This is a genomic window from Epibacterium sp. HA2-3, assembly GCF_055693725.2.
In genome coordinates this window covers 719936-742153 of the sequence record NZ_JBVFUL020000002.1, presented here as the reverse complement: position 1 = coordinate 742153, position 22218 = coordinate 719936, and the positions used below count along the sequence as shown (strand labels likewise).

At 58.9% G+C, this 22218-nt stretch carries 16 protein-coding genes, 1 tRNA gene and 1 pseudogene; 7 read left to right on the top strand and 11 right to left on the bottom strand.

What is annotated here, in order from left to right; all coding sequences use genetic code 11:
- Nucleotides 1–12 precede the first annotated feature (12 nt).
- The 3 genes from ACZ1HH_RS17980 (at nucleotide 13) to ACZ1HH_RS17970 (ending at nucleotide 4924) form a co-directional block, all read left to right on the top strand.
- Complete coding sequence (locus tag ACZ1HH_RS17980; protein WP_472635582.1) at nucleotides 13–2619, top strand: AAA family ATPase; 2607 nt, start codon at nucleotides 13–15, stop codon at nucleotides 2617–2619.
- A 292-nt stretch (nucleotides 2620–2911) separates the two neighbouring features.
- The gene (locus ACZ1HH_RS17975) at nucleotides 2912–4546 is read left to right on the top strand and encodes a tyrosine-type recombinase/integrase (protein WP_487320474.1); all 1635 of its coding nucleotides are present in this window, start codon (nucleotides 2912–2914) and stop codon (nucleotides 4544–4546) included.
- 195 nt (nucleotides 4547–4741) lie between these two features.
- Nucleotides 4742–4924 (top strand): helix-turn-helix transcriptional regulator, encoded by a 183-nt coding sequence (locus tag ACZ1HH_RS17970; RefSeq protein WP_472635580.1) that lies wholly within the window; start codon nucleotides 4742–4744, stop codon nucleotides 4922–4924.
- A 283-nt stretch (nucleotides 4925–5207) separates the two neighbouring features.
- Here the strand turns inward: ACZ1HH_RS17970 and tnpC are convergent, their stop codons facing one another.
- Genes tnpC through tnpA form a run of 3 tightly spaced genes read right to left on the bottom strand, consistent with a single transcriptional unit; the run spans nucleotide 5208 to nucleotide 7564 of the window.
- Complete coding sequence (gene tnpC / locus ACZ1HH_RS17965) at nucleotides 5208–6752, bottom strand: IS66 family transposase (protein WP_168610441.1); 1545 nt, start codon at nucleotides 6750–6752, stop codon at nucleotides 5208–5210.
- Nucleotides 6753–6806: 54 nt separating this feature from the next.
- Complete coding sequence (tnpB, locus tag ACZ1HH_RS17960) at nucleotides 6807–7160, bottom strand: IS66 family insertion sequence element accessory protein TnpB (RefSeq protein ID WP_168595277.1); 354 nt, start codon at nucleotides 7158–7160, stop codon at nucleotides 6807–6809.
- Entirely contained in the window at nucleotides 7154–7564 is a 411-nt protein-coding gene (tnpA, locus tag ACZ1HH_RS17955) for an IS66-like element accessory protein TnpA (RefSeq protein ID WP_472635111.1), read from the bottom strand. The genes tnpB and tnpA overlap by 7 nt, the downstream gene beginning before the upstream one ends.
- Before the next feature lie 345 nt (nucleotides 7565–7909).
- Here tnpA and ACZ1HH_RS17950 point away from each other — a divergent pair, with 345 nt between their 5' ends.
- Nucleotides 7910–9517 carry a phage integrase N-terminal SAM-like domain-containing protein gene (locus ACZ1HH_RS17950; RefSeq protein WP_472635579.1) on the top strand — a complete coding sequence of 536 codons (1608 nt, stop codon included), beginning with the start codon at nucleotides 7910–7912 and terminating at the stop codon, nucleotides 9515–9517.
- 689 nt (nucleotides 9518–10206) lie between these two features.
- On the opposite strand, the gene ACZ1HH_RS17945 is transcribed toward ACZ1HH_RS17950, so the two are convergent.
- Nucleotides 10207–10566 carry a hypothetical protein gene (locus ACZ1HH_RS17945; RefSeq protein ID WP_472635578.1) on the bottom strand — a complete coding sequence of 120 codons (360 nt, stop codon included), beginning with the start codon at nucleotides 10564–10566 and terminating at the stop codon, nucleotides 10207–10209.
- A 354-nt stretch (nucleotides 10567–10920) separates the two neighbouring features.
- Here ACZ1HH_RS17945 and ACZ1HH_RS17940 point away from each other — a divergent pair.
- Nucleotides 10921–11372, top strand: a pseudogene (locus ACZ1HH_RS17940) (IS5 family transposase); the annotation flags it as partial.
- A 384-nt stretch (nucleotides 11373–11756) separates the two neighbouring features.
- Here the strand turns inward: ACZ1HH_RS17940 and ACZ1HH_RS17935 are convergent.
- The 7 genes from ACZ1HH_RS17935 to ACZ1HH_RS17905 all read right to left on the bottom strand — a co-directional run bounded on the left by ACZ1HH_RS17935 (nucleotide 11757) and on the right by ACZ1HH_RS17905 (nucleotide 19553).
- A protein-coding gene (locus ACZ1HH_RS17935) for an IS5 family transposase (protein ID WP_472635577.1) occupies nucleotides 11757–12514 on the bottom strand; the annotation gives its coding sequence in 2 pieces (ribosomal slippage) (nucleotides 11757–12190 and nucleotides 12190–12514; 759 coding nt in all).
- Nucleotides 12515–12846: 332 nt separating this feature from the next.
- Nucleotides 12847–12923: transfer RNA gene (locus tag ACZ1HH_RS17930), tRNA-Arg, on the bottom strand.
- 151 nt (nucleotides 12924–13074) lie between these two features.
- On the bottom strand, nucleotides 13075–14172 hold the full coding sequence (locus ACZ1HH_RS17925; protein WP_472635576.1) for an ABC transporter ATP-binding protein: 1098 nt from the start codon (nucleotides 14170–14172) through the stop codon (nucleotides 13075–13077).
- A 19-nt stretch (nucleotides 14173–14191) separates the two neighbouring features.
- Nucleotides 14192–15844 (bottom strand): beta-galactosidase BglA, encoded by a 1653-nt coding sequence (bglA, locus tag ACZ1HH_RS17920; protein ID WP_487320473.1) that lies wholly within the window; start codon nucleotides 15842–15844, stop codon nucleotides 14192–14194.
- A gap of 45 nt (nucleotides 15845–15889) precedes the next feature.
- On the bottom strand, nucleotides 15890–17038 hold the full coding sequence (locus ACZ1HH_RS17915; protein WP_472635575.1) for a carbohydrate ABC transporter permease: 1149 nt from the start codon (nucleotides 17036–17038) through the stop codon (nucleotides 15890–15892).
- Nucleotides 17039–17051: 13 nt separating this feature from the next.
- Nucleotides 17052–18059, bottom strand: a complete 1008-nt coding sequence (locus tag ACZ1HH_RS17910) for a carbohydrate ABC transporter permease (protein ID WP_011536921.1) — start codon at nucleotides 18057–18059, stop codon at nucleotides 17052–17054.
- Nucleotides 18060–18203: 144 nt separating this feature from the next.
- Nucleotides 18204–19553, bottom strand: coding sequence for an ABC transporter substrate-binding protein (locus ACZ1HH_RS17905; protein ID WP_011536922.1), 1350 nt, complete (start codon nucleotides 19551–19553; stop codon nucleotides 18204–18206).
- Nucleotides 19554–19819: 266 nt separating this feature from the next.
- Between ACZ1HH_RS17905 and ACZ1HH_RS17900 the strand changes: the two genes are divergently transcribed.
- Both ACZ1HH_RS17900 and ACZ1HH_RS17895 read left to right on the top strand, forming a co-directional pair.
- Nucleotides 19820–20860: a substrate-binding domain-containing protein gene (locus ACZ1HH_RS17900; protein WP_472635574.1), complete on the top strand. Its 1041-nt coding sequence runs from the start codon at nucleotides 19820–19822 to the stop codon at nucleotides 20858–20860.
- Entirely contained in the window at nucleotides 20857–22191 is a 1335-nt protein-coding gene (locus tag ACZ1HH_RS17895) for a GH1 family beta-glucosidase (RefSeq protein WP_472635573.1), read from the top strand. The genes ACZ1HH_RS17900 and ACZ1HH_RS17895 overlap by 4 nt, the downstream gene beginning before the upstream one ends.
- The last annotated feature ends 27 nt before the right edge of the window (nucleotides 22192–22218 follow it).

Here is a 22218-nt window from a genome sequence, read left to right as displayed (position 1 = left end):
TAGAGCAGAGCCGTGACAAACGCGATAAAATCCGAAGCCGATGCCCTGAAGGACATTCTCGCGTGGTCGCAGGCTAGGCCTGTCTGGCAGTGTGACGCTCTGAAACGATTGATAAAAAAGGATACCCTCAGCGAGCAGGATATCGATGAGCTGACAGCGCTGTGCCTCGACGACGCTCTTCAAAGCGCTGCGCTCGAAGAAGCCGATCTGTCGTCGCCTGCCTCCGGGCTACCGCCTGTTCAGCTGAAATCGGTCGGCAACGTCCATAACGTCAACGCTCTTGCCGAGAACCAGCGGCTTAGCTTCCTCGATAAGGGCATCACTATCATCTACGGTGACAACGGCGCCGGAAAGTCGGGGTATGTCCGCATCCTCAAACAGGCCTGCCGCGCGCGAGGCCGCCACGATCCCATCCTCACCAACATCTATGAGGCAGCGAGTGGCCCGCGGACAGCCGAGATCGGCTTTCTGTCCGGTGGTCAGACCCAATCGGCACAATGGCAAGACGGCGCCCCTGATACCGATCTTCTAACTGCAGTTAGTGTGTTTGATACGGCGACCGCCAATGTCCACGTCGATGCCACGAACGACGTGGCCTACACGCCGCTGCCGATGAAGCTGCTAGAGCGGCTCGTCCAGGCCTGCCGCGCGGTAAAAGGCCGGCTCGATGCGAAGGTGACTGAGATCGAAGCACAGACTCCGCACGTGCTTTCCGAGCCTTCATGTGCAGCAGATACCGCCGTAGGAAAGCTGATCGCCGATCTCGATAAGGACACTACGGTAGATGACATTTCGCGACTGTCGGTACTTTCCGACGATGAGATCAAGCGCCACGCGCAACTTGCCGCAGACCTAAGCCAAGACCCGGTCGCCCTCATCAAGCGCATGGAAAGCTATGTCAGACGTCTCGGGCTGTTGTCAGCGGATATCGCCGCTTTGGAAAGTGCCGCATCCGCCGAAACGCTGGACTGCTTGAACGCCCTCGATGAGGATTTTCGCCGGAAGAGGGAGGCTGCGCGCATGGCTGCAAGCAGCCACTTCGATGCCGATGTCCTACCGGGAACAGGTGGAGAAGTCTGGCGTCTCTTGTGGGACGCGGCGCGCGTATACTCCACGCAAGAAGCCTATCCTGAGCAGACCTTTCCGTCGGTCGCCGAGGGGTCCCGTTGCGTGCTATGTCAGCAAACGCTGACGCCGGAGGCTTCAGGCCGTCTCGAACGGTTCGAGACCTTCATAAGGGACCGCACACAACGAGACGAAGAGGCCGCGCGCGACGCAGTCTCCGAGTTCATCGCGAACTTGATCGAAGAGCTCCCTTCCGCGCGCCGTGTTCGCGAGGAGGTATTGTTCCTAACAGATGACTTGGCCGAGAGCGAGCTAAGCCAGGCCTTTCGCCGGTTCGCGCTGACAGCCAAATGGGTTCTTCGGGAAATCCTTCGGAAGCGCGCAGGGACCATGCCCGGCGCTCTCGCGTCGCCTCTCGAAGCGCTTGAACAAGCGGCAGTCTCGATTAGCCAACGCATCGACACCCTTCGTGCCGATGAGGACAGCCCGGAGAGACAAGCCCTGCACCAAGAATACCAAGAACTCTCCGACCGAAAGTGGCTGGCCGGTGTCAAAGACGATGTCATCGCCGAGATCGGTCGCAAGAAACAGCTCCATGAACTCAAGCAAGCCATCCGGGATACCAGGCAGAACGAGATCACAACCAAAAGCACCGAGCTCGCCGAAGCCCTCGTGACTGACAGGCTTCGAGGCCGGTTCGCCCAGGAGGTTGACCATCTCGGGATTGCAGGGCTTGCCGTTGAGCTGAAAAAGGAGCGCAGCCAGCACGGCGTTCCCCAATTCAGGGTCAGCCTTATTCACAAACCCGATGCGAAGGCTGGGTCTATCTTGAGCGAAGGTGAGCATCGCTGCGTTGCGCTGGCCGGTTTCATGGCCGAGCTCTCTACGACCGACAACCATTCGGGTATCATCTTTGATGATCCGGTTTCCTCGCTCGATCACCTCCACAGGGAAGCCATCGCCAAACGGCTCGCGCGAGAGGGCAGGGATCGACAGGTGATTGTCTTCACCCATGACTTGCCGTTCCTGTTTTTGATGGAGCGCGCGTGTAGTGAGCCCGACGATGGCCTGCCGCAAACACCCGTCGCCATCAGGCACGTAGCCAAACGCGGAGACCGACCCGGTCATTGCGAAAATCAGGCCCCGATGAAAGCGCAGAGTGCTACCAAACGGGTCGAAACCATTGGAAAGCACCTCGCCAACACGCGACTGCAGTATGATCAAGACCCCGAAGTTACCTGGCTCTTTACCGCGAAAGGCATCCTCGGTCAAATTCGCGACACTTGGGAGAGTGCCGTCGAGGCCGCCGTGGCGCCGGTCATCAAAACCTTCTCTCACAAGGTCAACACGAAAGGTTTCGCCAAGCTCTCCGTGATCACAGAGGCCGATGCAGAATCCATGCGTGCAGCCTACGGTCGTTGCTCCGAACTCCTCCATCACGCCAGTGATGCAATGAACCCCTCGATCCCAACTCCTGACCAGATCGAAGTCGAACTCAAAGCTCTTGCCGAGTGGCTGGAGGACATTTCGCAGCGGCAAAAAGCCGTCTCATAGCTGCCTCTCATACCTGAGCGGGATACTTCTCACGCTCGTCGGCAAATATAGTCCAAGGCTAGCCCGCCGGTTCAACATTGGTCGTGGGTGGGACGCCGATCCGAAAAGATTCAATAAACCATGGGAACAAAAACTGTCCCACCGATCCCTAAGGCATTGAACTTACATTGCTCTGCGATGCCGCCCCCGGGCACCATTTATCCGTACTAAGCCGTTGATAATCGCCAGCTTTTGCATCTAGCAGAGCGAGGCGTAGAACAAATTGGCGTACAAATACCCCCAGCATGTCTTCGTGAAGGACGGCATTTTCTACTTCAACAGGCGGGTGCCTGCGGATCTTCGACGGCACTATTCATCGGACAAGATTGCTTACTCCCTCCGGACCAGATCCCGTGCTGTCGCTATCGCCCAAGCGAATGCCGCAGCAGTGAAGCTGGACGAGTACTGGTATCACCTTAGGTCTCACGACGCAGAACTACCCGGGAAGCACCTTCTTCGTAATGGGCTTTCGGGATCCCGTAGCGACACATCTACAGGAGCCGTCACCACCGACGCTTTGACGCTCACTGAGGCTGTCGTCACATACATCCGTCTCAAGGGCGTTGGCCGCCCCAAGACCTTCGAGAGGGCCGCACAACGCTCATGCGGCTATGTAATCGACGTCTGTGGCGACAAGCCTTTGCCCGACTATACCAAGGCCGATGCGAACCGCTTCCGGGATGCCCTGATTGCCAAAGGTCTGACTGGCAGTTCTATCACCCGGATTTTCGGGACGGTGCGGGCGGTGTTCAACTTCGCGGTCGCAGAGGAAGGGATCGAAACCTCCAGCCCCTTTTCCAAGGTCTACTACGACCGCCAAGCCGGGGTTTCAGAGCGGCTGCCCATTCCCGTAGGAGACATTCGCAAGGTCCAACAGCAATGCCGTGAGCTTGACGATGAGATGCGTTGGCTGGTGGCCTTGGTGGCGGATACGGGAATGCGGATCGGCGAGGCTGCCGGTTTGTTGCGTGACGACTTTCACCGGGATGAGGAGGGAAACTGGTCCGTGAGTATTGTCCCGCATCCATGGCGGTCCCTGAAGACCGACAGCAGTCGGCGTGTCGTACCACTGGAGGGATCTGCACGGTGGGCTGCCGAGCGGCTCAGGGCCAATCAGGTTGATAGCCCATTCGCATTTCCGCGCTACAACGCAACCGGCAAGACCAACGCGAATTCTGCCAGTGCTGGGTTGAACAAATGGCTGAAAGCCCATGCGCCGGAAGGGGCAACAATGCACGGATTTCGATTCGGTCTCAAGGATGCCCTGACCCGTGCTCCGGTCAAACACCGCTCCGCCCTCATCAACCCTGAACAGGTGGGCGGGCTGATGCGCGCGATTGAAGGCTTTGACGGTCAACCGACCACGCGCATTGCCCTCCAGCTCTTGGCGATGACCGCTTTGCGTCCCGGCGAATTGCGCATGGCCGAATGGGCCGAGATAGATCTGGAAAAAGCGATTTGGACGGTCCCGGCTCATCGCGCCAAAATGCGCCGCCCGCACATGGTGCCCTTGGCGCCAGAGGCGCTGGGCAAGCTGAACGAATTGCAAACTCTAACCGGTTGGGGCGAGTTGCTGTTCCCCTCTATCCGATCTTCGAAACGCTGCATGAGCGAAAATACCCTGAACGCGGCTCTGCGTCGAATAGGCTATAGCGGGGACGACATGACCGCGCACGGCTTCCGGGCAACCTTCTCCACCGTGGCAAACGAATCTGGTCTCTGGAGTGCGGATGCAATCGAACGCGCACTCGCTCACGTAGAGAGAAATGAGATTCGTAAAGCCTATGCACGCGGTGCCCATTGGGACGAGAGGGTCCAAATTGCGACGTGGTGGGCAAAGTATTTGCAGGAGCTCGCTGACGGCTCTGGACAGCGTCAGACGGAGTAGGATGCAAAATATTCTACACTTGTCCAATAGATACAAAAGGATCTTGTCGGGCTTAAATCGCAGGGTTAGTATCCGATCATGAAATAGACGCAAGATGTGTCGTTTCCCGTCCCTCCGTGGACACCCCGCTTGGCGGGAGGAAGCGTGCATCTTGTCAGATCATCTCCTCCTGTCACTACTGGCAAAATATAGGAGATGGTTATGACCTCCCCAGACCGCATTCTGAGATGTAAAGACGTGATGGCTTTGACCGGCCTTTCACGCAGCACCCTCTACGCTATGATGAGCGAGGGCAAGTTTCCGCCTTCAGTCAAGCTGAGCAAACGCGCAGTAGGCTGGCGTGCAGCAGTTGTTCAAGCTTGGCTGGACGCGCGATGAAGTGCTCGGCCCAATGCGCCATGAGCGGCGCAAGTATTGCCTACGAACCTAAGACAACTCCCCTTCGGATGTCAGAGAGCATCCCTCCTTCGATCCGTCGCAAGGAGGTGCATGATGTCAAATGCTGACGGAGGGTACACCGGATTTGTTCGAAAGGTTGGAGGCAGGCTCTCCTCCCCATCAGCCCCCACATCCGACTGAAACAAAGCAGAAACCTGCAAAACGAATTCGGCGCGGGGCAAATCAGAAGTAAGCGCTGTCGCCACCCCACGCCTGTTCAGCTTTACGGGGTGAAGTTCCAAGGTAGCAGCTCGTCGATCCTGCTGGCCGGGTGACCGGCGGCGATGGCTTCCAGGGTCGCCTTCAAATAGGCAAAGGGCGCGACGCCGTTGATCTTCGCGGTGGCTATCAGGGAGGCGATGCGGGCCCAGGTGCGGCCGCCCTCGTCGTGGCCGGCGAAGAGTGCGTTCTTTCTTGTCAGGGCGATCGGGCGGATCAGGTTTTCGACGGCGTTGGAGTCCATCTCGACGCGGCCGTCGTGGAGGAAGGTCTGCAGGCCGCCCCACTGGCGGTGGATGTAGGTCAGCTTCTCGCCGAGGCGCGACTTGGCCGAGATACGCAGACGCTGTGCCTGCAGCCAATCACCGAACTCGGCCACGAGGGGCGCGCTGCGGGCCTGACGGGCCGACAGACGTTGGCCCGGGCCCATGCCCCGGATCTCGGCCTCGATGCGGTAGAGCTCAGCGATCCGGCGCAGGCCCTCGGCGGCGATTTCCGAGCCGTCGCGGTCGAAGACCTCCTTCAGCTTGCGCCGCGCATGCGCCCAGCAGTGGGCCACCGTGATCGGCGCGCCGCCCTTGCGGGACGGGCGCGTCAGCCGGTCATAACCGGTGTAGCCGTCGAGCTGCAGGATACCGTCGAAGCCCTGAAGGATCTGTTCCGCGTGGGCGCCGGCGCGGCTGGGCTGGTAGGTGAAGACGACACCGGGCGGGTCTTCTCCGCCCCATCCGCGATCATCGCGGGCCAGGGCCCAGAGGTAGCCGGTCTTGGTTCGGCCGCGTCCGGGGTCGAGGACCGGAGCCGTGGTCTCATCCATGAACAGCTTTCCGGAGGACTTGATGTGTTCCGCCAGCCGGTCGACCACGGGGCCGAGGTGGAAGGCGGCGGTGCCTGCCCAGTCCGCCAGGGTGCTGCGGTCGACTTGGATGCCGGAGCGCGCCAGGATCTGGCCTTGGCGGTAGAACGGCAGGTGGTCCGCGAACTTCGAGACCAGCACATGAGCGATGGCGCCCTCGGTCGGCAGACCGCCCTCGATCAGCCGCGGCGCGGCGGGCGCCTGGGTGACCCCGTCCGAGCAAATGCGGCAGGCATACTTCGGCCGGATGTCGACCAGCACACGAAGCTGCGCAGGCACGATGTCCAGACGTTCGGTCCGATCCTCGCCGATCTGGTGCATGCGGCCGCAGCCGCAAGGACACTCAAGGCTCGCCGGTTCGATGACACGCTCGATGCGCGGCAGGTCCGCGGGCAGATGGCCGAGATTGCGCTGCCGTGTCGCGCGCGGGGTCTGGGTGGAGGGGGCGGCCTGCTCCCTGCGGGTCTCGACCTCGGCGACGGCGGTTTCCAGGTCTTCGAAGGCAAGCTGCCGGTCGTCATCACTCAGCTTCTCGGACCGTTTGCCATGCACGACATGGTTCAACTCGGCCACGAGATGCTCGAGCCGCCGGTTGGCTTCCTTCAGGGCGCCGTTTTCCTGCAGCACCGCCAGAACGGCGGCGCGCTGGCTCTCAGGGATCGCGGACAGGTCGATGGGCGGGGCGTCGGGCATGGCTGGATTATACCGGGCCCGGGGCGCCAATGCCCGGTTATTCAATAGGCTGAGTCACTCTGCCACAGCCGGTCGGCGCACCTCCAGAGATCGAACCCTGCGCCAGTCCAAACCGGCAAACAGGGCCTCGAACTGCGCCCGGTTCAGGGTCATTGCCCCATCGCGGATCGCGGGCCAAGTGAAGGTGTTTTCTTCCAGCCGTTTGTAGGCCATCACGAGTCCGCTGCCGTCCCAGAACAGGATCTTCAACCGGTCGGCGCGCTTCGACCGGAACACGAAGACCGTGCCCGTGAACGGATCCTCGGCAAGCGTCGACTGCACGAGCGCTGCCAGGCCGTCATGGCCTTTGCGGAAGTCCACCGGTTTTGTCGCAACCAAAATCCGGAGGCCCTGTGAGGGCATCAGCATGGCGAGGTCCCGAGCGCATGCGCGATCTCGGCGATCCGGGTCGCGGGCGTGCCGGGCGCCAGCTCGATCCTGACTTCGCCTGAGACGATCCGGATCACCTCTTTCGGTGCCGCCATGTCCGGTTCCGGCAGCACCTCCGGCACATCGCAGACTACCAGCGGGGCGAAGACCGGTTCGTCCAGCTCCGCTGCTGGCAACACCAGCTTCCCCTGCTTCGCCAACCGGCGCCAGGCCGACAGCTGGTTTGGCAAGACTCCATACCGCGCCGCCACGCCATTCACTGTCGCGCCCGGTTCGAGCGTATCCGCCACTGCCCGGGCCTTGGCTTCATCCGGCCACCGCCGGTGACCCGACGCGTAGATCTCCACGCCCAACGATTTGAGAAACGAATTTGTAGTGCACATTGCGAAACGCACTCCCCACTGTGAGATGTGCAAGATCTCGCAGTACGGGATAGGCGCTACAACGTGGGGCCGGGACAGCGCTTACAATCAGAAAGTCGCCGCCAAACAGCCGGTGTCAGGTGGGAGTGCTTCTACCGCCTACCTGACAGACGAAGACGTTGCGCGCCGCTTTCGGGTGAGCCGCCAAACGATATGGCGATGGATAGGGACCAGTCACTTTCCTGCGCCTTTCAAACTCTCGGCAGGCACGTCCCGCTGGCGGCTGGAGGAAATCCTGACGTTTGAGCGCAAACTGCCCCGCTATGCCCCAGAGGATGGAGCCAAGAATCCGGAAAGGAAACGCACATGAGCCGTCGATACAAGATCAAGGCGAAGAAACACCGCGTCTATGACGTTCGCGCCGTCATGGAGCTTTTCGATGTGTGTCGCAACACCGTCTCAAATTGGGTCGGCGCTGGGCTCATGCCCTCCCAGGGACAAGGGCCGCACCTCTTTCGCGGCTTAGAACTGAACAGGTTTCATGCCGCACGGCGCGCTCAAGGACGCCACAACCTGAGGCTGGATCAGTTCTATTGCCTGTGCTGCAAGGTGGCGGTGTCTCCTCATCCGCTCAGTATCAACCTTTGGCAGACCGAAAGAGAAAGTCGGATGGCTGGAGGTGCCTGTTCAGAGTGTGGCGCAACGGTGATGAAGTTACTGGATGCGACGGGATATGAGCGATTGAAAAACGCGCTCAGTCCCAATGCCAACCTCAGTAAAATAGACGAAAGGAAGGAGGAAGACTCAGTTGATATTGGGACAGAAGCCCCACTTAGAGTCCCGGAATGGCCTTCGATGAACGATAGGATCATCCACGATTGGCAGCTCTACGCGGGCCGCTATGACGAGAAAACCATGGATGCTCACCTTACATCCATCCGCGATTTCGAGGACTTTCTTGAGGGTCGGTGCTTCTCTCAGGTCCGCGACAAGGACGTCGGGAAATACCGGACTTCGCTCTTAGCGAAGGGCGAGATGCCTCAAGAAGACGGTGGCCTCAGTGCATCCACCATTCGCCATCGGGCCTCTCATCTGGCAGCATTCGTCAAATGGCTAACCATGCAGGAGGGATATGGGCGGCTTGGCGTCACCTTGCCCGACTACTTCGACCTACCAAGGCAAAAGATGGCTAAGGCCTTGGCGCGACCGGACAAGCTCTACCCGTCCGTAGGAGAGGCTCAGGCGATGGTACAATCCATGCCAAGCCTCACGCTTGCCCAACGCCGGGACCGCACAATCGTCGCCTGCGCGTTTCTTACTGGTCTGCGAGCGGCAGCTCTTTCCAGCATGCGTCTCAAACACATTGATTGCGAGGCAGAGACAGCGGTGCAAGATGCTCGCGAAATGCGGGCGAAGAATGGAAAAAGCTTCACCGTCCGATGGTTTCCGGTGCCTAGCGAGATCAGTCTCGTCGTGGTGGAATGGAAACGGGAACTGGAAAGCAATGGCTTTGGCGGAGAGGATGCTCTGTTTCCTGACAGTAAGTATCTCTCGACTCCCAAAACCAGCCCGGCACCTCTTCCGATCCTAGAAACGTCAGGGGCGGTCAATGAGGCCTTTCGCATCGCAAGCACAGGCGTTGGGCAGTCCTACTCGCCCCATTCAGCGCGCCATTGCCTCAAAGCGCTGGGCGATCAGATCTGCACCCGCTCTGAAGAGCGTAAGGCCTGGTCACTGAACCTCGGGCACGAGAGCATGGTCATCACGGAAGCTCACTACGGCAAGATGACTGAGGCCACTCGAATGCAGGTCTTGGCCGCCATCAAGCAGAAGGATGAGACCTCGGACGATGAAAAGGATCTGATGCTCCGTTACTTGCTCCACGCATTAACCCCTGGCTCACCCGAGTACCGCGCAGCTCGGCAGCTGGTCAGGCAGCGAGAAGCCGCGCTCGATGATGGCGTGCTAGAGTGACGAACTCTCCGCAGGAAAAATGTCCCCAAACCATTGGAAGGGGCAACGCAGGCCACATGGCCCGATGCCCCATTCAATTCACCAAGGCGCTGGGGTGTCGCCCCCCCCAAGGGAACGGCTCATAAAAGAGCGATGGGTCCTTCAATGGGACACCGACATCGGTACAGTATAGCCCAGCCAAAGCAAAAATAAACTTACGAAAAGCAGAGAGCGCGCCAAGCGCAGCCAACACAACAGCTTCCCGGTTTTCTGAGTGAAGAGCACCAGTTAGTTCTGCTTTTCTGACCAAAGGATTTGCCTCTGAGTGGGCGGCTTACGCCGAAGCGCCCACCCCGTGCTGTCGTCGCGGGCGTCCCCAAAGCAGACCAACGCTGCCGCTCCCTCCACCGAAAATAGAGACGGCAGCCAGCCCAACCACGACACTCATGTAAAGCGCAGCGAAGGGATCGCTGCGCGCGCGAAAGGCTTCCCGAAAGCGGACCTTCAAATCTGATCAATAGGGCCAGGCGATGCTGCACCCTGAACTGATGTCAGCGAAGCGCAGATAGTGACCTTTGCAAAGTCTTCGGATCTGGCGGCACGGCGAGCACTCACTGCCGCAGGCGCATAAGGAAAAGCTGCCCTTCGCCGCACGTGCGGCCGCCGAAAACCCTTAGATGTCGGCTAAGCGGGACATTGCTGCCGCTGGCTTATCCGAACAGTCCCTGTCCGTCTGGCCAAGTCCAGATGGCCGGATCAGCAAGGATGGCTGATACAACGGCTTCGGCTCGTTGTCGGGTGTCGGCGTTTTCGCCAAGTCCCATGTGATGCGTCTCAATCTCAATAAGGTATTCGATGACAGTTTCGCGAGGCGTACCCCTCCGTAGTTGGGAAGCCGCAGAAATCAGGTAACTATCATACTCGTCGGCAAAAGACAGATTGGGTTCCTTGTCCCACTTGCCTGGAAAGAAACCATTCGGTGTCATCAGACCAATTGGGTCCCAATGTCCCCAACCGATGTCGCGAAGTTTCGACAGTTTGACCTTGGGTTGCGGTGAGATCTCCGTCATTTGATGCCTTTCTCAAGGCCGGTTTCATACACTACTAATGTGAAACCGAATGTCCGTGAAGGGCTCACAGCTGCCTTGCGGCACTGCGGCAGCGTAGTTGCAACGAAACCGCGCTTGGTCTTCGCTGCCAGAGGTCGCCAGCAGCCCAAAGCAGACATGGTCAACATGACGTCAGCACTCGAAGGTCGAGCGGATTGTGAGCTTTCGCTGCGGCGAAAATCCGATCAACAAAAAGGACGGAAGCAGACATTGGAAGCGTGCCAAGGTCGAGATTTTCTCCCCGCCGCCCTAGGGTCAGGATGCATTGATTTCGGTCTCGCTGCATGATTCACGGCTCCGAAAAGGAGTGGTGACATGAGTGATCTTTTCTGGCTGACCGATGAGCAGATGGGCAAACTTGCGCCTTTCTTCCCGAAGTCGCACGGCAAGCCAAGGGTCGATGACAGACGGGTGTTGAGTGGGATTATCTTCATCAATCGCAATGGCTTGCGCTGGCGGGATGCACCGCGAGAATATGGCGCTCATAAAACGCTCTACAGCCGCTGGAAGCGTTGGAGCGAAAAGGGCATCTTCGCGCGGATGATGGCCGGCCTGGCGGCGGAACACGGTGAGAAGACGACCGTGATGATCGACGCGACATACCTGAAGGCCCACCGAACAGCGACCAGCATGGCCGCCAAAAAGGGGGGCGTGGCCGCCTGATCGGACGGACCAAAGGCGGCATGAACACCAAGCTGCACGCCATCTGCGACAGTAAGGGGCGACCAATCGACCTGTTCGTTACCCCCGGACAGGTGAGCGATTACATCATCACTCGCACGGAGATCCCACATGACAAAAACGTCCGTTACTGATAACCGTGCAGGCTAAAATATCATGAGTAGGTTGGAAACGTACGCACAGGTCAACAACTTTTTTTCTTGGAGTAATTTCTCGTTACAGGGACTGGCTTAATGCAAAAAAGTTTCGTCCAGAAATAATTATTGCAGCTCCAGTTTTTATAACTTTCACCTTAGTTTTATTTGCCCCCAAATCCTTCTTCGACTGGTATTATTCATCAGATTTAGTTTCCATTATTTCGCCGTTTTTTATCATTCCAGCCATCCCCTTCTATCTGGTTACCTTCCAGTACTTCTTAAGAAAGGATAAATAGTGGGCAGCATAGATATCAAGTCATCTAGGGTCAGGATTCATAACCAATAGATGACGAGAGCCGCGAGCGCGATGGCAGAGAGAAACACCTTGGGGCAGCGGTCATAACGGGTCGCGACACGCCTCCAATCCTTAAGCCTGCCGAACATGATCTCGATCCGGTTGCGACGCTTGTATCTGCGCTTGTCGTATTTGACCGGCGTCTTGCGTTTCTTCCGGCCTGGGATGCAGGCGCGTTTCCCCTTGTCCTGTAACGCTTCTCTGAACCAGTCAGCATCATAGCCGCGATCCCCGAGCAGCCATTTGACCTTTGGCAGGCCGCGCAGCAAGGCCCTTGCGCCGATGTAATCGCTTACCTGTCCGGGGGTAACGAACAGGTCGATTGGTCGCCCCTTACTGTCGCAGATGGCGTGCAGCTTGGTGTTCATGCCGCCTTTGGTCCGTCCGATCAGGCGGCCACGCCCCCCTTTTTGGCGGCCATGCTGGTCGCTGTTCGGTGGGCCTTCAGGTATGTCGCGTCGATCATCACGGTCGTCTTCTCACCGTGTTCCGCCGCCAGGCCGGCCATCATCCGCGCGAAGATGCCCTTTTCGCTCCAACGCTTCCAGCGGCTGTAGAGCGTTTTATGAGCGCCATATTCTCGCGGTGCATCCCGCCAGCGCAAGCCATTGCGATTGATGAAGATAATACCACTCAACACCCGTCTGTCATCGACCCTTGGCTTGCCGTGCGACTTCGGGAAGAAAGGCGCAAGTTTGCCCATCTGCTCATCGGTCAGCCAGAAAAGATCACTCATGTCACCACTCCTTTTCGGAGCCGTGAATCATGCAGCGAGGCCGAAATCAATGCATCCTGACCCTAGACCGGGCCGTGTCCTCGGCTGCGCCTGCGGGCCGCACCAACCCGGTCGAATAGCATTGCCTCGCCCCCCTCTCCCGTTCGCCGACCTTTGGACACATGGGGCAGATCAGCAGGAACCGGCGGGCTCAAAGACTGAACCTGCAAATCAGCCCTGATTTTCCGAAAGGAAGGTCAGATCAACGCAACAAGCCACACGGCAAAAACAGCGGATTGGGTCAGTTTATGACGCCTAGGTCAATTTCGTCTGACGTTCAACAAAGGGGGTAGTGGCGGACCGAGGAGGATTCGAACCCCCGACCCCTTGATTCGTAGTCAAGTACTCTATCCAGCTGAGCTATCGGTCCACTGGGGCGCGGTTTATAGCTGCCATCGGGTGGGTGCAAGCACAAAATGACCTGCAAACGCCTATTCTGGAAAACTCCAAATTCGGCGCTCTGGTGAAAGGGGCGCCACGCGGCTTCGACGTCCGCGCTTGCGCCCCTAACGATCCTGACCTCACCCCTCGCGATACAGAAGAGAATGCCCATCGTGAAAGAGGTGTACCTTCTTCGGATCCGCGTAGAGTCGCACTTGGCTTCCACGCAAACCTTTGTGAATACCAGACAATTTTGCAACAGGCGCATCTTGCCCGGCTTGCGCCTTGAAATAGAGCACCGTCACTTCACCAAGTGCTTCGACGATGTCGACCGTAGCGTCGATCATCGCGCCGCCCTCCCCCTCCTCAAAGAGATCCTCTGGTCGCACGCCCACATTGACCTTCAGCCCCATGTCGCTCGTGCGGGTGGGCACGGTGGAGGCGATCTCTTCGCCATTCTCCAGGCGAATGCGGGTCAGATCGCCCGTTGCGATGACCTCGCCCGGCAGCAGGTTCATCGCCGGAGACCCAATAAACTGGGCGACAAATTCGTTTTCGGGCCGCTCGTAGAGTTCGAGCGGCGTGCCCACCTGCGCGATCCCCTTATTGGCGAGCACAACGATGCGTGAAGCGAGCGTCATCGCTTCCACCTGGTCGTGGGTCACATAGATCATGGTGCTGTCCGGCATCGCTTCCTTGAGCTGCGCAATCTCGATCCGCGTCGCCACCCGCAGGGCCGCGTCCAGATTGGAGAGAGGCTCATCAAAGAGATAGACCTTTGGATCGCGCACAATCGCCCGACCGATTGCCACCCGCTGCCGCTGCCCACCTGAAAGCGCCTTGGGCAGACGGTCGAGATAGTCCTCAAGCTGCAGGATCTTGGCTGCCCGTGTGATCGCCTCGTCAATCTCGCTTGCGCTTTTACCTGCGATCTTGAGCGCAAAGCCCATGTTGTCGCGCACCGTCATATGTGGATAGAGCGCGTAGCTCTGGAACACCATGGCGATGCCCCGCTGGGCGGGCGGGATGTCATTCATCACCGCGCCGTCGATTTCCAATGTCCCGCCGGTGATGCGTTCCAGCCCCGCGATCATGCGCAGGAGCGTGGACTTGCCGCATCCCGACGGACCCACAAAGACAATCAACTCCCCCTGCTTGATGTCGAGATTGATGTCTCTCAGGACATTCACCGCGCCAGCGTAGGTTTTCTCTACTCCGGTCAGTTTCAAATTCGCCATGGTCTCCTCCCAGAGAGTGTTATACGCGCCGTGCGAGGCAGGCTTGCCAAGGGCCAAGTTTCACCAGATCACCATTGATTTCGGCAGTGCCGATGTCAGCACCTAGCTGCTCCCACGTTCCCGCAGGCAAGCTGACCTCTGCCGCCGCCTCGCCAAGATTGAAGGCACAGAAGATGTCCTCGGACTCGGCGCTGCGCAGAAAATGAACGACAGACCCGCTTGCCACGACCTTGTCGTGGGTTCCGTGCGACAGCGCCGCGTGGGCGCGTCGCAGGGCAATCACGCGGCGGTAGTGGTGCAGCAACGCATCGGGGTTTGCTTCTTGCTCTGCTACGGACAGCGCCGCATGCTCGAGGCTGACCGGCAGCCAAGGACGCGCCTCGGAGAAGCCACCATGCGTATTGTCGCTGCGCCAGACCATCGGAGTGCGGCATCCATCGCGTCCTTTGAATTCAGGCCAGAACTCAATCCCATAGGGATCTTGCAGATCTTCAAAGGAAATATCGGCCTCTGGCAGCCCTAGTTCTTCGCCCTGATAGATGCAGACAGAGCCGCGGAGGCACATGATCAAAGTCGCATGGAGGCGCAGCGCAGCGTCCGACAACCCCCATCGGCTGACGTGCCGCTGAACATCATGGTTGGAGAAGGCCCAACAGGCCCAGCCATCGGCTGCTACCTCATCTGTGCGATCAAAAACCTCAGCCACGCGCGCGGCGGTTAGCGGATCTTTGGCCAGGAACTCGAAGGCATAGCACATGTGGACACCGGTGTTGCCAGCCGTGTACTGCCCCAATAGTTCCAGCCCGCGCTGCGCATCGCCGACTTCGCCAACCGCGGTCTTGGCCGGGTATTCGTCCAAAAGCGCACGGAACCGCGCGAGAAAATCGAGGTTTTCCGGCTGGTTCTTGGAGTAGAGGTGTTCCTGATGGTTATAGGGGTTCACCGAAGGGGCGATATTGGCATTGCGCTGATCCTTGGGAAGCGCTGGGTTCGACCGCAACTCCTTGTCGTGGATGTAGAAATTGATGGTGTCCAAGCGGAACCCATCGACTCCCCGCTCGAGCCAGAAGCGGGTCACATCCAACAGCGCATTCTGCACGTCCGGACAGTGGAAATTGAGATCAGGCTGCGAGACCAGAAAATTGTGCAGATAATATTGCTCGCGGCGCGCGTCCCAATGCCAGGCGGAGCCGCCAAAGATCGACAGCCAGTTGTTCGGCGGCGTGCCGTCTTCTTGGGGATCGGCCCAGACGTACCAGTCGGCCTTTGGGTTGTCGCGGCTCTGACGGCTCTCGGCGAACCAAGGGTGCTGATCCGAACTATGCGACAGCACCAGATCGATCATCACCCGCAGGCCGAGATCATGCGCCCGCGCCACCAGCGCGTCAAAATCTGCGAGGTTGCCAAACATCGGATCAACATCGCAGTAGTCGCTGACATCGTAGCCATAGTCTTTCATCGGCGACGTGAAAAAGGGCGAAATCCAGATTGCATCCACCCCAAGAGAGGCGATGTGGTCCAGACGTGACGTGATACCCGGCAGATCCCCGATGCCGTCGCCATTGCTGTCTTGGTAGCTGCGCGGATAAATCTGGTAGATCACCGCACCGCGCCACCAATCCGGGTCATTGGACAGCACCGAAGCAGGGTTGATTGTGGTCTGAGCGTTCATGTCTTGAGGTCCGTCGTCAGGAGGTAAGTGTGAGGTTTGGGGTCGCTATTTGACCGACCCGGCCAGTAGCCCGCGCACGAGGTACTTCTGCATGGCAAAGAAAACGGCAAGCGGCACGGCGATGGAAACAAAAGCCGAGGTGGCGAGGATTTCCCAATTGCCGCCGCGGGTGCCAAGAAGCTCGACGATCTGCTTGGTCATCACCGTTGTTTCGCCAGTCGCGTCAATCAGGAATACCATGGCCACCAGAAGGTCGTTCCAGGTCCAGAGGAATTGAAAAATCGCAAAGGAGGCGAGCGCCGGGAAAGAAAGCGGCAAAATGATCCGGGTGAAGATCTGAAAGTCGGTCGCCCCATCCACCCGCGCGTTCTCGATGATGTCGCGCGGTATGCCGACCATGTAGTTGCGCAAGAGATAGATCGCGAGAGGCAAGCCAAAGCCGGTATGCGCCATCCAGACCCCGAGGTAGCCTTTGCCGATGCCGATCTCGTTGTGAAACTTCAAGAGCGGGATCAACGCCAGCTGCAAGGGCACCACCAAAAGGCCCACGATGGCCGCAATCAGCAGCGCGCGGCCCGGGAATTCCATCCACGCCAGCGCATAGGCTGCAAAAGCCGCCACAAGGATCGGAATAATCGTCGCCGGGATCGTCACGGTGAGCGTATTAAAAAAGGCCCGCGCCATGTTGTCGGTAGACCCACCTGAAATCAGGATCGTCTCATAGTTCTCAACTGTGAACTCTGGGGGCACAACAACAGTCACAAAGACCCGCGCGCCCCGGCGTCCTTCCATTTCGGTGGAGGAGGTCATCCGGTAGCTTCCATCTGCCTCGACGGTCAGCTCTTCACCGCCGCGTAGGGTCGCGGTCTCCCCCGCGCTGTAGGCGTCAATCTCGCGGGCATTGGTGCCCCAGACAGAGATTTCGGCCGAAGTTTCGCCCTCAAAGAGATTACCTTCGATCACCCAGAGGTCACCCACCTGCACCTGTGTTTCTGGCGCAGCTGTGCGCAGCGTCTGGTTCTGCTCGGTGGGAAACAAAGCCTTCCACCAACCGGATGTGGCGATCTGATCACCGGTGCGGAACGACGACACCAGCAGCCCCAGCGTCGGAAACAGCCAGAGCCCAACCAACACGATGACAGAGATGCGAAGCGCCCACATCAGGCCAGGCTTTTGTCCTGCGATTGCATTCATAACCCCATCCCCCTCAGCGCATTTCGCGACGTGCGTTGTAGACGTTCCAAACCAGGATCGGCATCACCAGAAGCATGATCACCATGGCCGAAGCCGATCCCACGCCCCAGTCATTCGCCCGGAACAGCTTGTCATACATATAATTGGCGAGAACCTGCGTCTCCCACTGGCCATTGGTCAGCGCAAACACGATGTCAAAGACCTTGAGCACCACGATTGTAATCGTAGTCCAGACCACGACGATGGTGCCCATGATCTGCGGCACTTTGATCTTGAAGAAGATCTGAAAGGGTCCGGCACCATCCACGATGGCGGCCTCGACGGTTTCTTCGGGGATACCGCGCAGGGCTGCCGACAGGATCACCATGGCAAAGCCGGTCTGAATCCAAACCAGAACCATCATCAAGAAGAAGTTGTTCCAGAACGGGATCGTCAACCATTGCTGGGGTTCAACGCCACCGAGCCAGATATAGATCGCATTGAGAATGCCGATTTGCTCGGTGCCCGGCGGGCGGGCGTCATAAACGAGCTTCCAGATCACCGCAGCGCCCACAAAGGAGATCGCCATTGGCATAAAAATCAATGACTTAGCGATATTTCCCCAAGCCAACCGATCGGTGAGCTGCGCTGCCAGCAAACCAAAGGCGGTAGAGGCCGCAGGCACCACCAGAAGCCAGAGGAAGTTGTTCTGCAGCGCCTCCCAGAACTTTGCCTCTGCGAGCATCTGCTTGTAGTTGTCGAGCCCGACAAACTCCGAGCCGCCACCGGGCACCCGCTCGGTGAGGGACAAACGAATTGTCTCAAACACCGGATACGCGAGGTAGAGCCCCAGGGCGAGAAGCGCAGGCAGCAAAAAGAGCCATGGGCGTACCATGTTGGCGCGGCGGATATTCTTGGCAATGTCCTTGCCACGGGCGGGGAAAACAAAGGTGTCGAGGATGATATTCGAGAGGTAGAAATAGCCGACACAGCCCCCGACGCCGAAAGCGATGGTCAGCAGCCCTTGAATGGCTGGATGCATGACTGGCTCCTGAAGAAAACATGGGTGCCGGCGCCACAGAGCGCCCGTTTGGGCGTGGTGAGTGGTGAAACGCGATTGCTGCGTGGCCACCGGCAAGGGGCAGGGCCGGCCGGAGGGACGGCCCTGCAGGAGAGGCGCTCTTGGTTACTTGAGCGCGTCCCAGGAGGACTGGATCTCGGTTGCAACCTCTTCGGCAGGTTTGCCACCTGCGTAATCCACCATACCGGTCCAGAACGACCCGGCGCCAACGCCACCCGGCATCAGATCGGATGCATCAAAGCGGAAGGTATCTGCAGAGAGAAGAATCTCGCCCATCTTCTTCAGCGTGTCGGTGGCATAGAGGTCGGTGTTGACGCTCTTCAGCGGGGTCAGGAACCCTTGCTGCGCCATCCAGACTTCATGAGCGATCGGCGCCTTCAGGAACTCCATCAGCGCCTGAGCACCGGGGCTGTCATTGGTGATCGACCAGATGGTGCCCGCGCCCAGTACCGGATTGCCAAGTTCTTTGCCTTCGTAGGCAGGGAAGTAGAAGAAATCAGCATCCAGACCCATTTCGGTGCCTTCTGGGAAGAAGGCCGGAATGAAGGACGCCTGACGGTGCATCATGCACTGCGGCGGGCTGGCAAAGAGACCTTTGGGGCTATCGCGGAAGTCGGTAGACGCCACGGCACCAGCACCACCAGAAACGAAGTCATCGTTCTTGGCGAACCAACCGAATTCCTCGATCGCACCGATGACGGCAGGATCATCGAACTTCAGCTCATTGGAGACCCATTTGTCGTAGACTGCGGGTTCCTGCGTGCGCAGCATCATGTCCTCGACCCAGTCGGTCGCAGGCCAGCCAGTCGCGCCACCGGATCCCAGGCCGATGCACCATGGAGTGTTGCCATCGGCCACCATCTGCTCGGTCAGCGCCTTCAGCTCTTCCATGGACTGCGGAGTTTCATATCCGAAGTCCTCAAAGTTTTCCGGGTTATACCAAACCAGAGACTTCACATCGACCTTGTAGAACAGACCAAAGAGCCCGTCATTGCCATCTGCGCCCGGATAGGTTCCGAGATCCACCCAGGACTGACCCGCGGCGTAGTTGTCGCGCACCCAATCGGCGGTTTCTTCACCAAGCGGCGTGATGAAGCCACGCTTGGCCATATCAGACACCAGACCGGGCTGCGGGAAAACAGCAACATTGGGGGCAGAGCCTGCCTCGGCATCGACCACGATCTGCTGCTCAAAGCTGTCGGAACCTGCATAACGCACGTCCGCACCGGTCGCGGCTGCGAAATAGGCCAGTACGTTTTCAACAACCTCCTGGTCAGGCCCGAGCCATGGACCAAACACGGTGACCTGCTCACCGTTCAGGTCGATCTTCTCCAGCTCTGCGTAGCTGTCCCAGTTGAAGGCGCCTTCGCCGACCGGAAAAATCAGATCCTGGGCGCTCGCCGTTCCTGCCATCAACGCGGTGATCGCTGCGGCTGACATCAATACTCGTTTCATTGGGTCTCCTCCCTTTACTCTCCGCATCCACCATAGAGCCGCATCAGTCTTGATGCCTTCGCTCGGCGGCGCGTCCTCAAGCGATTCAAAGCGCTTTGATTGATTTCAAAATTTCGGATTCGGGCCCAAGTGTCAACAATTCTCTGCTCGGATTATTAGTTTACACTTGAACTAGCGATGTTGCCTTTGACATAACTTGAATAGAGCTTCGGGTTCGGAGACCGACTTCTCGCAGACTTTTTAAAGCGCTTTGGAGGCCCAGCCCCATGAACCTCAAAGAACTTTCGGCAGTCCTTGGCCTGTCACAAACCACCGTGAGCCGAGCGCTAAACGGCTATCCCGAAGTCAGCGAGGCTACGCGCAAGCGCGTGATGCAGGCCGCCCAAGATCACAATTATCGCCCCAACACCCGTGCCAAGGCATTGGCGACGGGGCGCGCGATGGCAATCGGCCATGTGATTCCGCTCTCGACCCAGCACGAGATGATGAACCCGATTTTCAGCGACTTCATTGCGGGCGCCGGAGAGAGCTACAGCCAAGCAGGCTACGACATGGTGCTCTCACTGGTCGCCGACGAAGATCAGTCCCGCGCCTATCACGAAATGGCCGCCAAGCGGAACGTGGATGGCATCGTGTTGCACGCACCAAAGATGCGCGACTCTCGGATTACGATGCTGCAAGAGATCGGCCTGCCCTTTGCAGTGCATGGGCGCGCCACCGATATTTCCAGACCTTACAGCTGGCTCGACGTGAACAATACCAGCGCGTTTCGGCGCGCAACCGACTTTCTGCTGGATCTGGGCCACCGCCGGATCTGCCTTGTGAACGGTCAAGAGAGCATGGATTTCGCGCACCGCCGCCGCCAGGGCTATGAGGCGGCGCTGCAGGCACGCGGAATCCCAGTTGATCCCGCCCTGATGACGGCAGGAGAGATGACCGAAGTCTATGGCTACGACACCGTGCAACGCACGCAGGCACTGGAAGATCCGCCCACCGCCTATCTGGTGTCCTCGATCATCGCCGCCTTTGGTGTGCGCCGCGCAATCGAAGAATCCGGGCTCAAGATGGGGCGCGACATTTCGGTTATCACCCATGACGACGACCTGTCTTATCTACGAAACGGGGCCGATGTGCCGGTCTTTACCGCCACTCGTTCCTCGGTGCGCGATGCCGGGCGCAGGTTGGCCAAACTCCTGATTTCACAGATCGAAGACCCGGGCGATGCGCCCTTGACTGAGCTTTTGGAAGCCGAACTCACTGTCGGCCGCTCAACAGGCCCCGCCCCCAACAGGACATCAACGACATGACGGATTTCACTTTTACACGCCGCGACTTTCCAGAGGATTTCCTGTTCGGCTGCGCGACGTCTTCCTATCAGATTGAAGGCCATCAATATGGCGGCGCAGGGCCGACCCATTGGGACAGTTTTGCCGCAACACCCGGCAATGTGGTGCGTTCTGAGGATGGCGCACGCGCCTGTGACCACTACCACCGCTTTGAGGAGGACCTCGATCTCGCCGCTGCAGCGGGGTTTGAGTGCTATCGGTTCTCGACCAGTTGGGCACGCGTGCTGCCCGAGGGGCGTGGCACGCCCAATGCCGAGGGGCTTGATTTCTATGACCGGCTGACCGACGCGATGCTCGAACGCGGCCTGAAGCCCTGCGCGACGCTCTACCACTGGGAGCTGCCGCAGCCACTGGCCGACATGGGCGGCTGGCGCAATCGCGATATCAGCAACTGGTTTGCCGAATTCACCGAAGTCATCATGTCCCGGATCGGCGACCGGATGTATTCCGTGGCACCCATCAACGAACCCTGGTGCGTTGGGTGGCTTTCGCATTTTCTGGGCCATCACGCGCCCGGTCTGCGCGACATCCGCGCCACCGCACGGGCCATGCACCATGTCCTGTTGTCCCATGGCCGCGCCATCGAAGTGATGCGGGGCCTTGGAATGAACAACCTCGGTGCGGTGTTCAATTTTGAATGGGCGGAGCCGCTGGATCAGAGTGCCCAAGCTCAGGCCGCGGCAGAAACCTATGATGCGATCTACAACCGCTTTTTCCTCGGCGGGGTCTTTAAAGGCGCTTATCCCGAAGCAGCCTTGCGCGGGCTCGAACCCCATTTGCCGCAGGGCTGGCAGGACGATTTCGCCACCATCACCCAAAAGGTCGATTGGTGCGGTTTGAACTATTACACTCGCAAGGTGATCGGTCCAGACAATGGCCCCTGGCCCCATTACGCAGAGCTGGTGGGCGAACTGCCCACGACCCAGATGGGGTGGGAGATTTATCCAGATGGGCTTTACAAGTTCCTGAAGCGCACAGCCGAAGACTACACCGGAGGTCTGCCGCTCATCGTGACCGAGAACGGCATGGCAAACCCGGATGTGCTTCTGGAGGGCGAGGTGCCGGACGCAGCCCGCATCGCCTACGTTGAGGCACACCTTGCGCGGGTACGCCAAGCGATTGCAGAGGGCGTCCCGGTGAAGGGTTACTTTCTGTGGTCACTTCTCGACAATTACGAATGGGCGCTCGGGTACGAGAAACGCTTTGGTCTGGTGCATGTCGACTTTGAGACGCTGAAGCGCACGCCGAAGGCCTCTTATCGTGCCTTGCAACGTGCGCTTACCGCATCCTGAACTCAAAGAAGCGCCGCACTTCTTTTT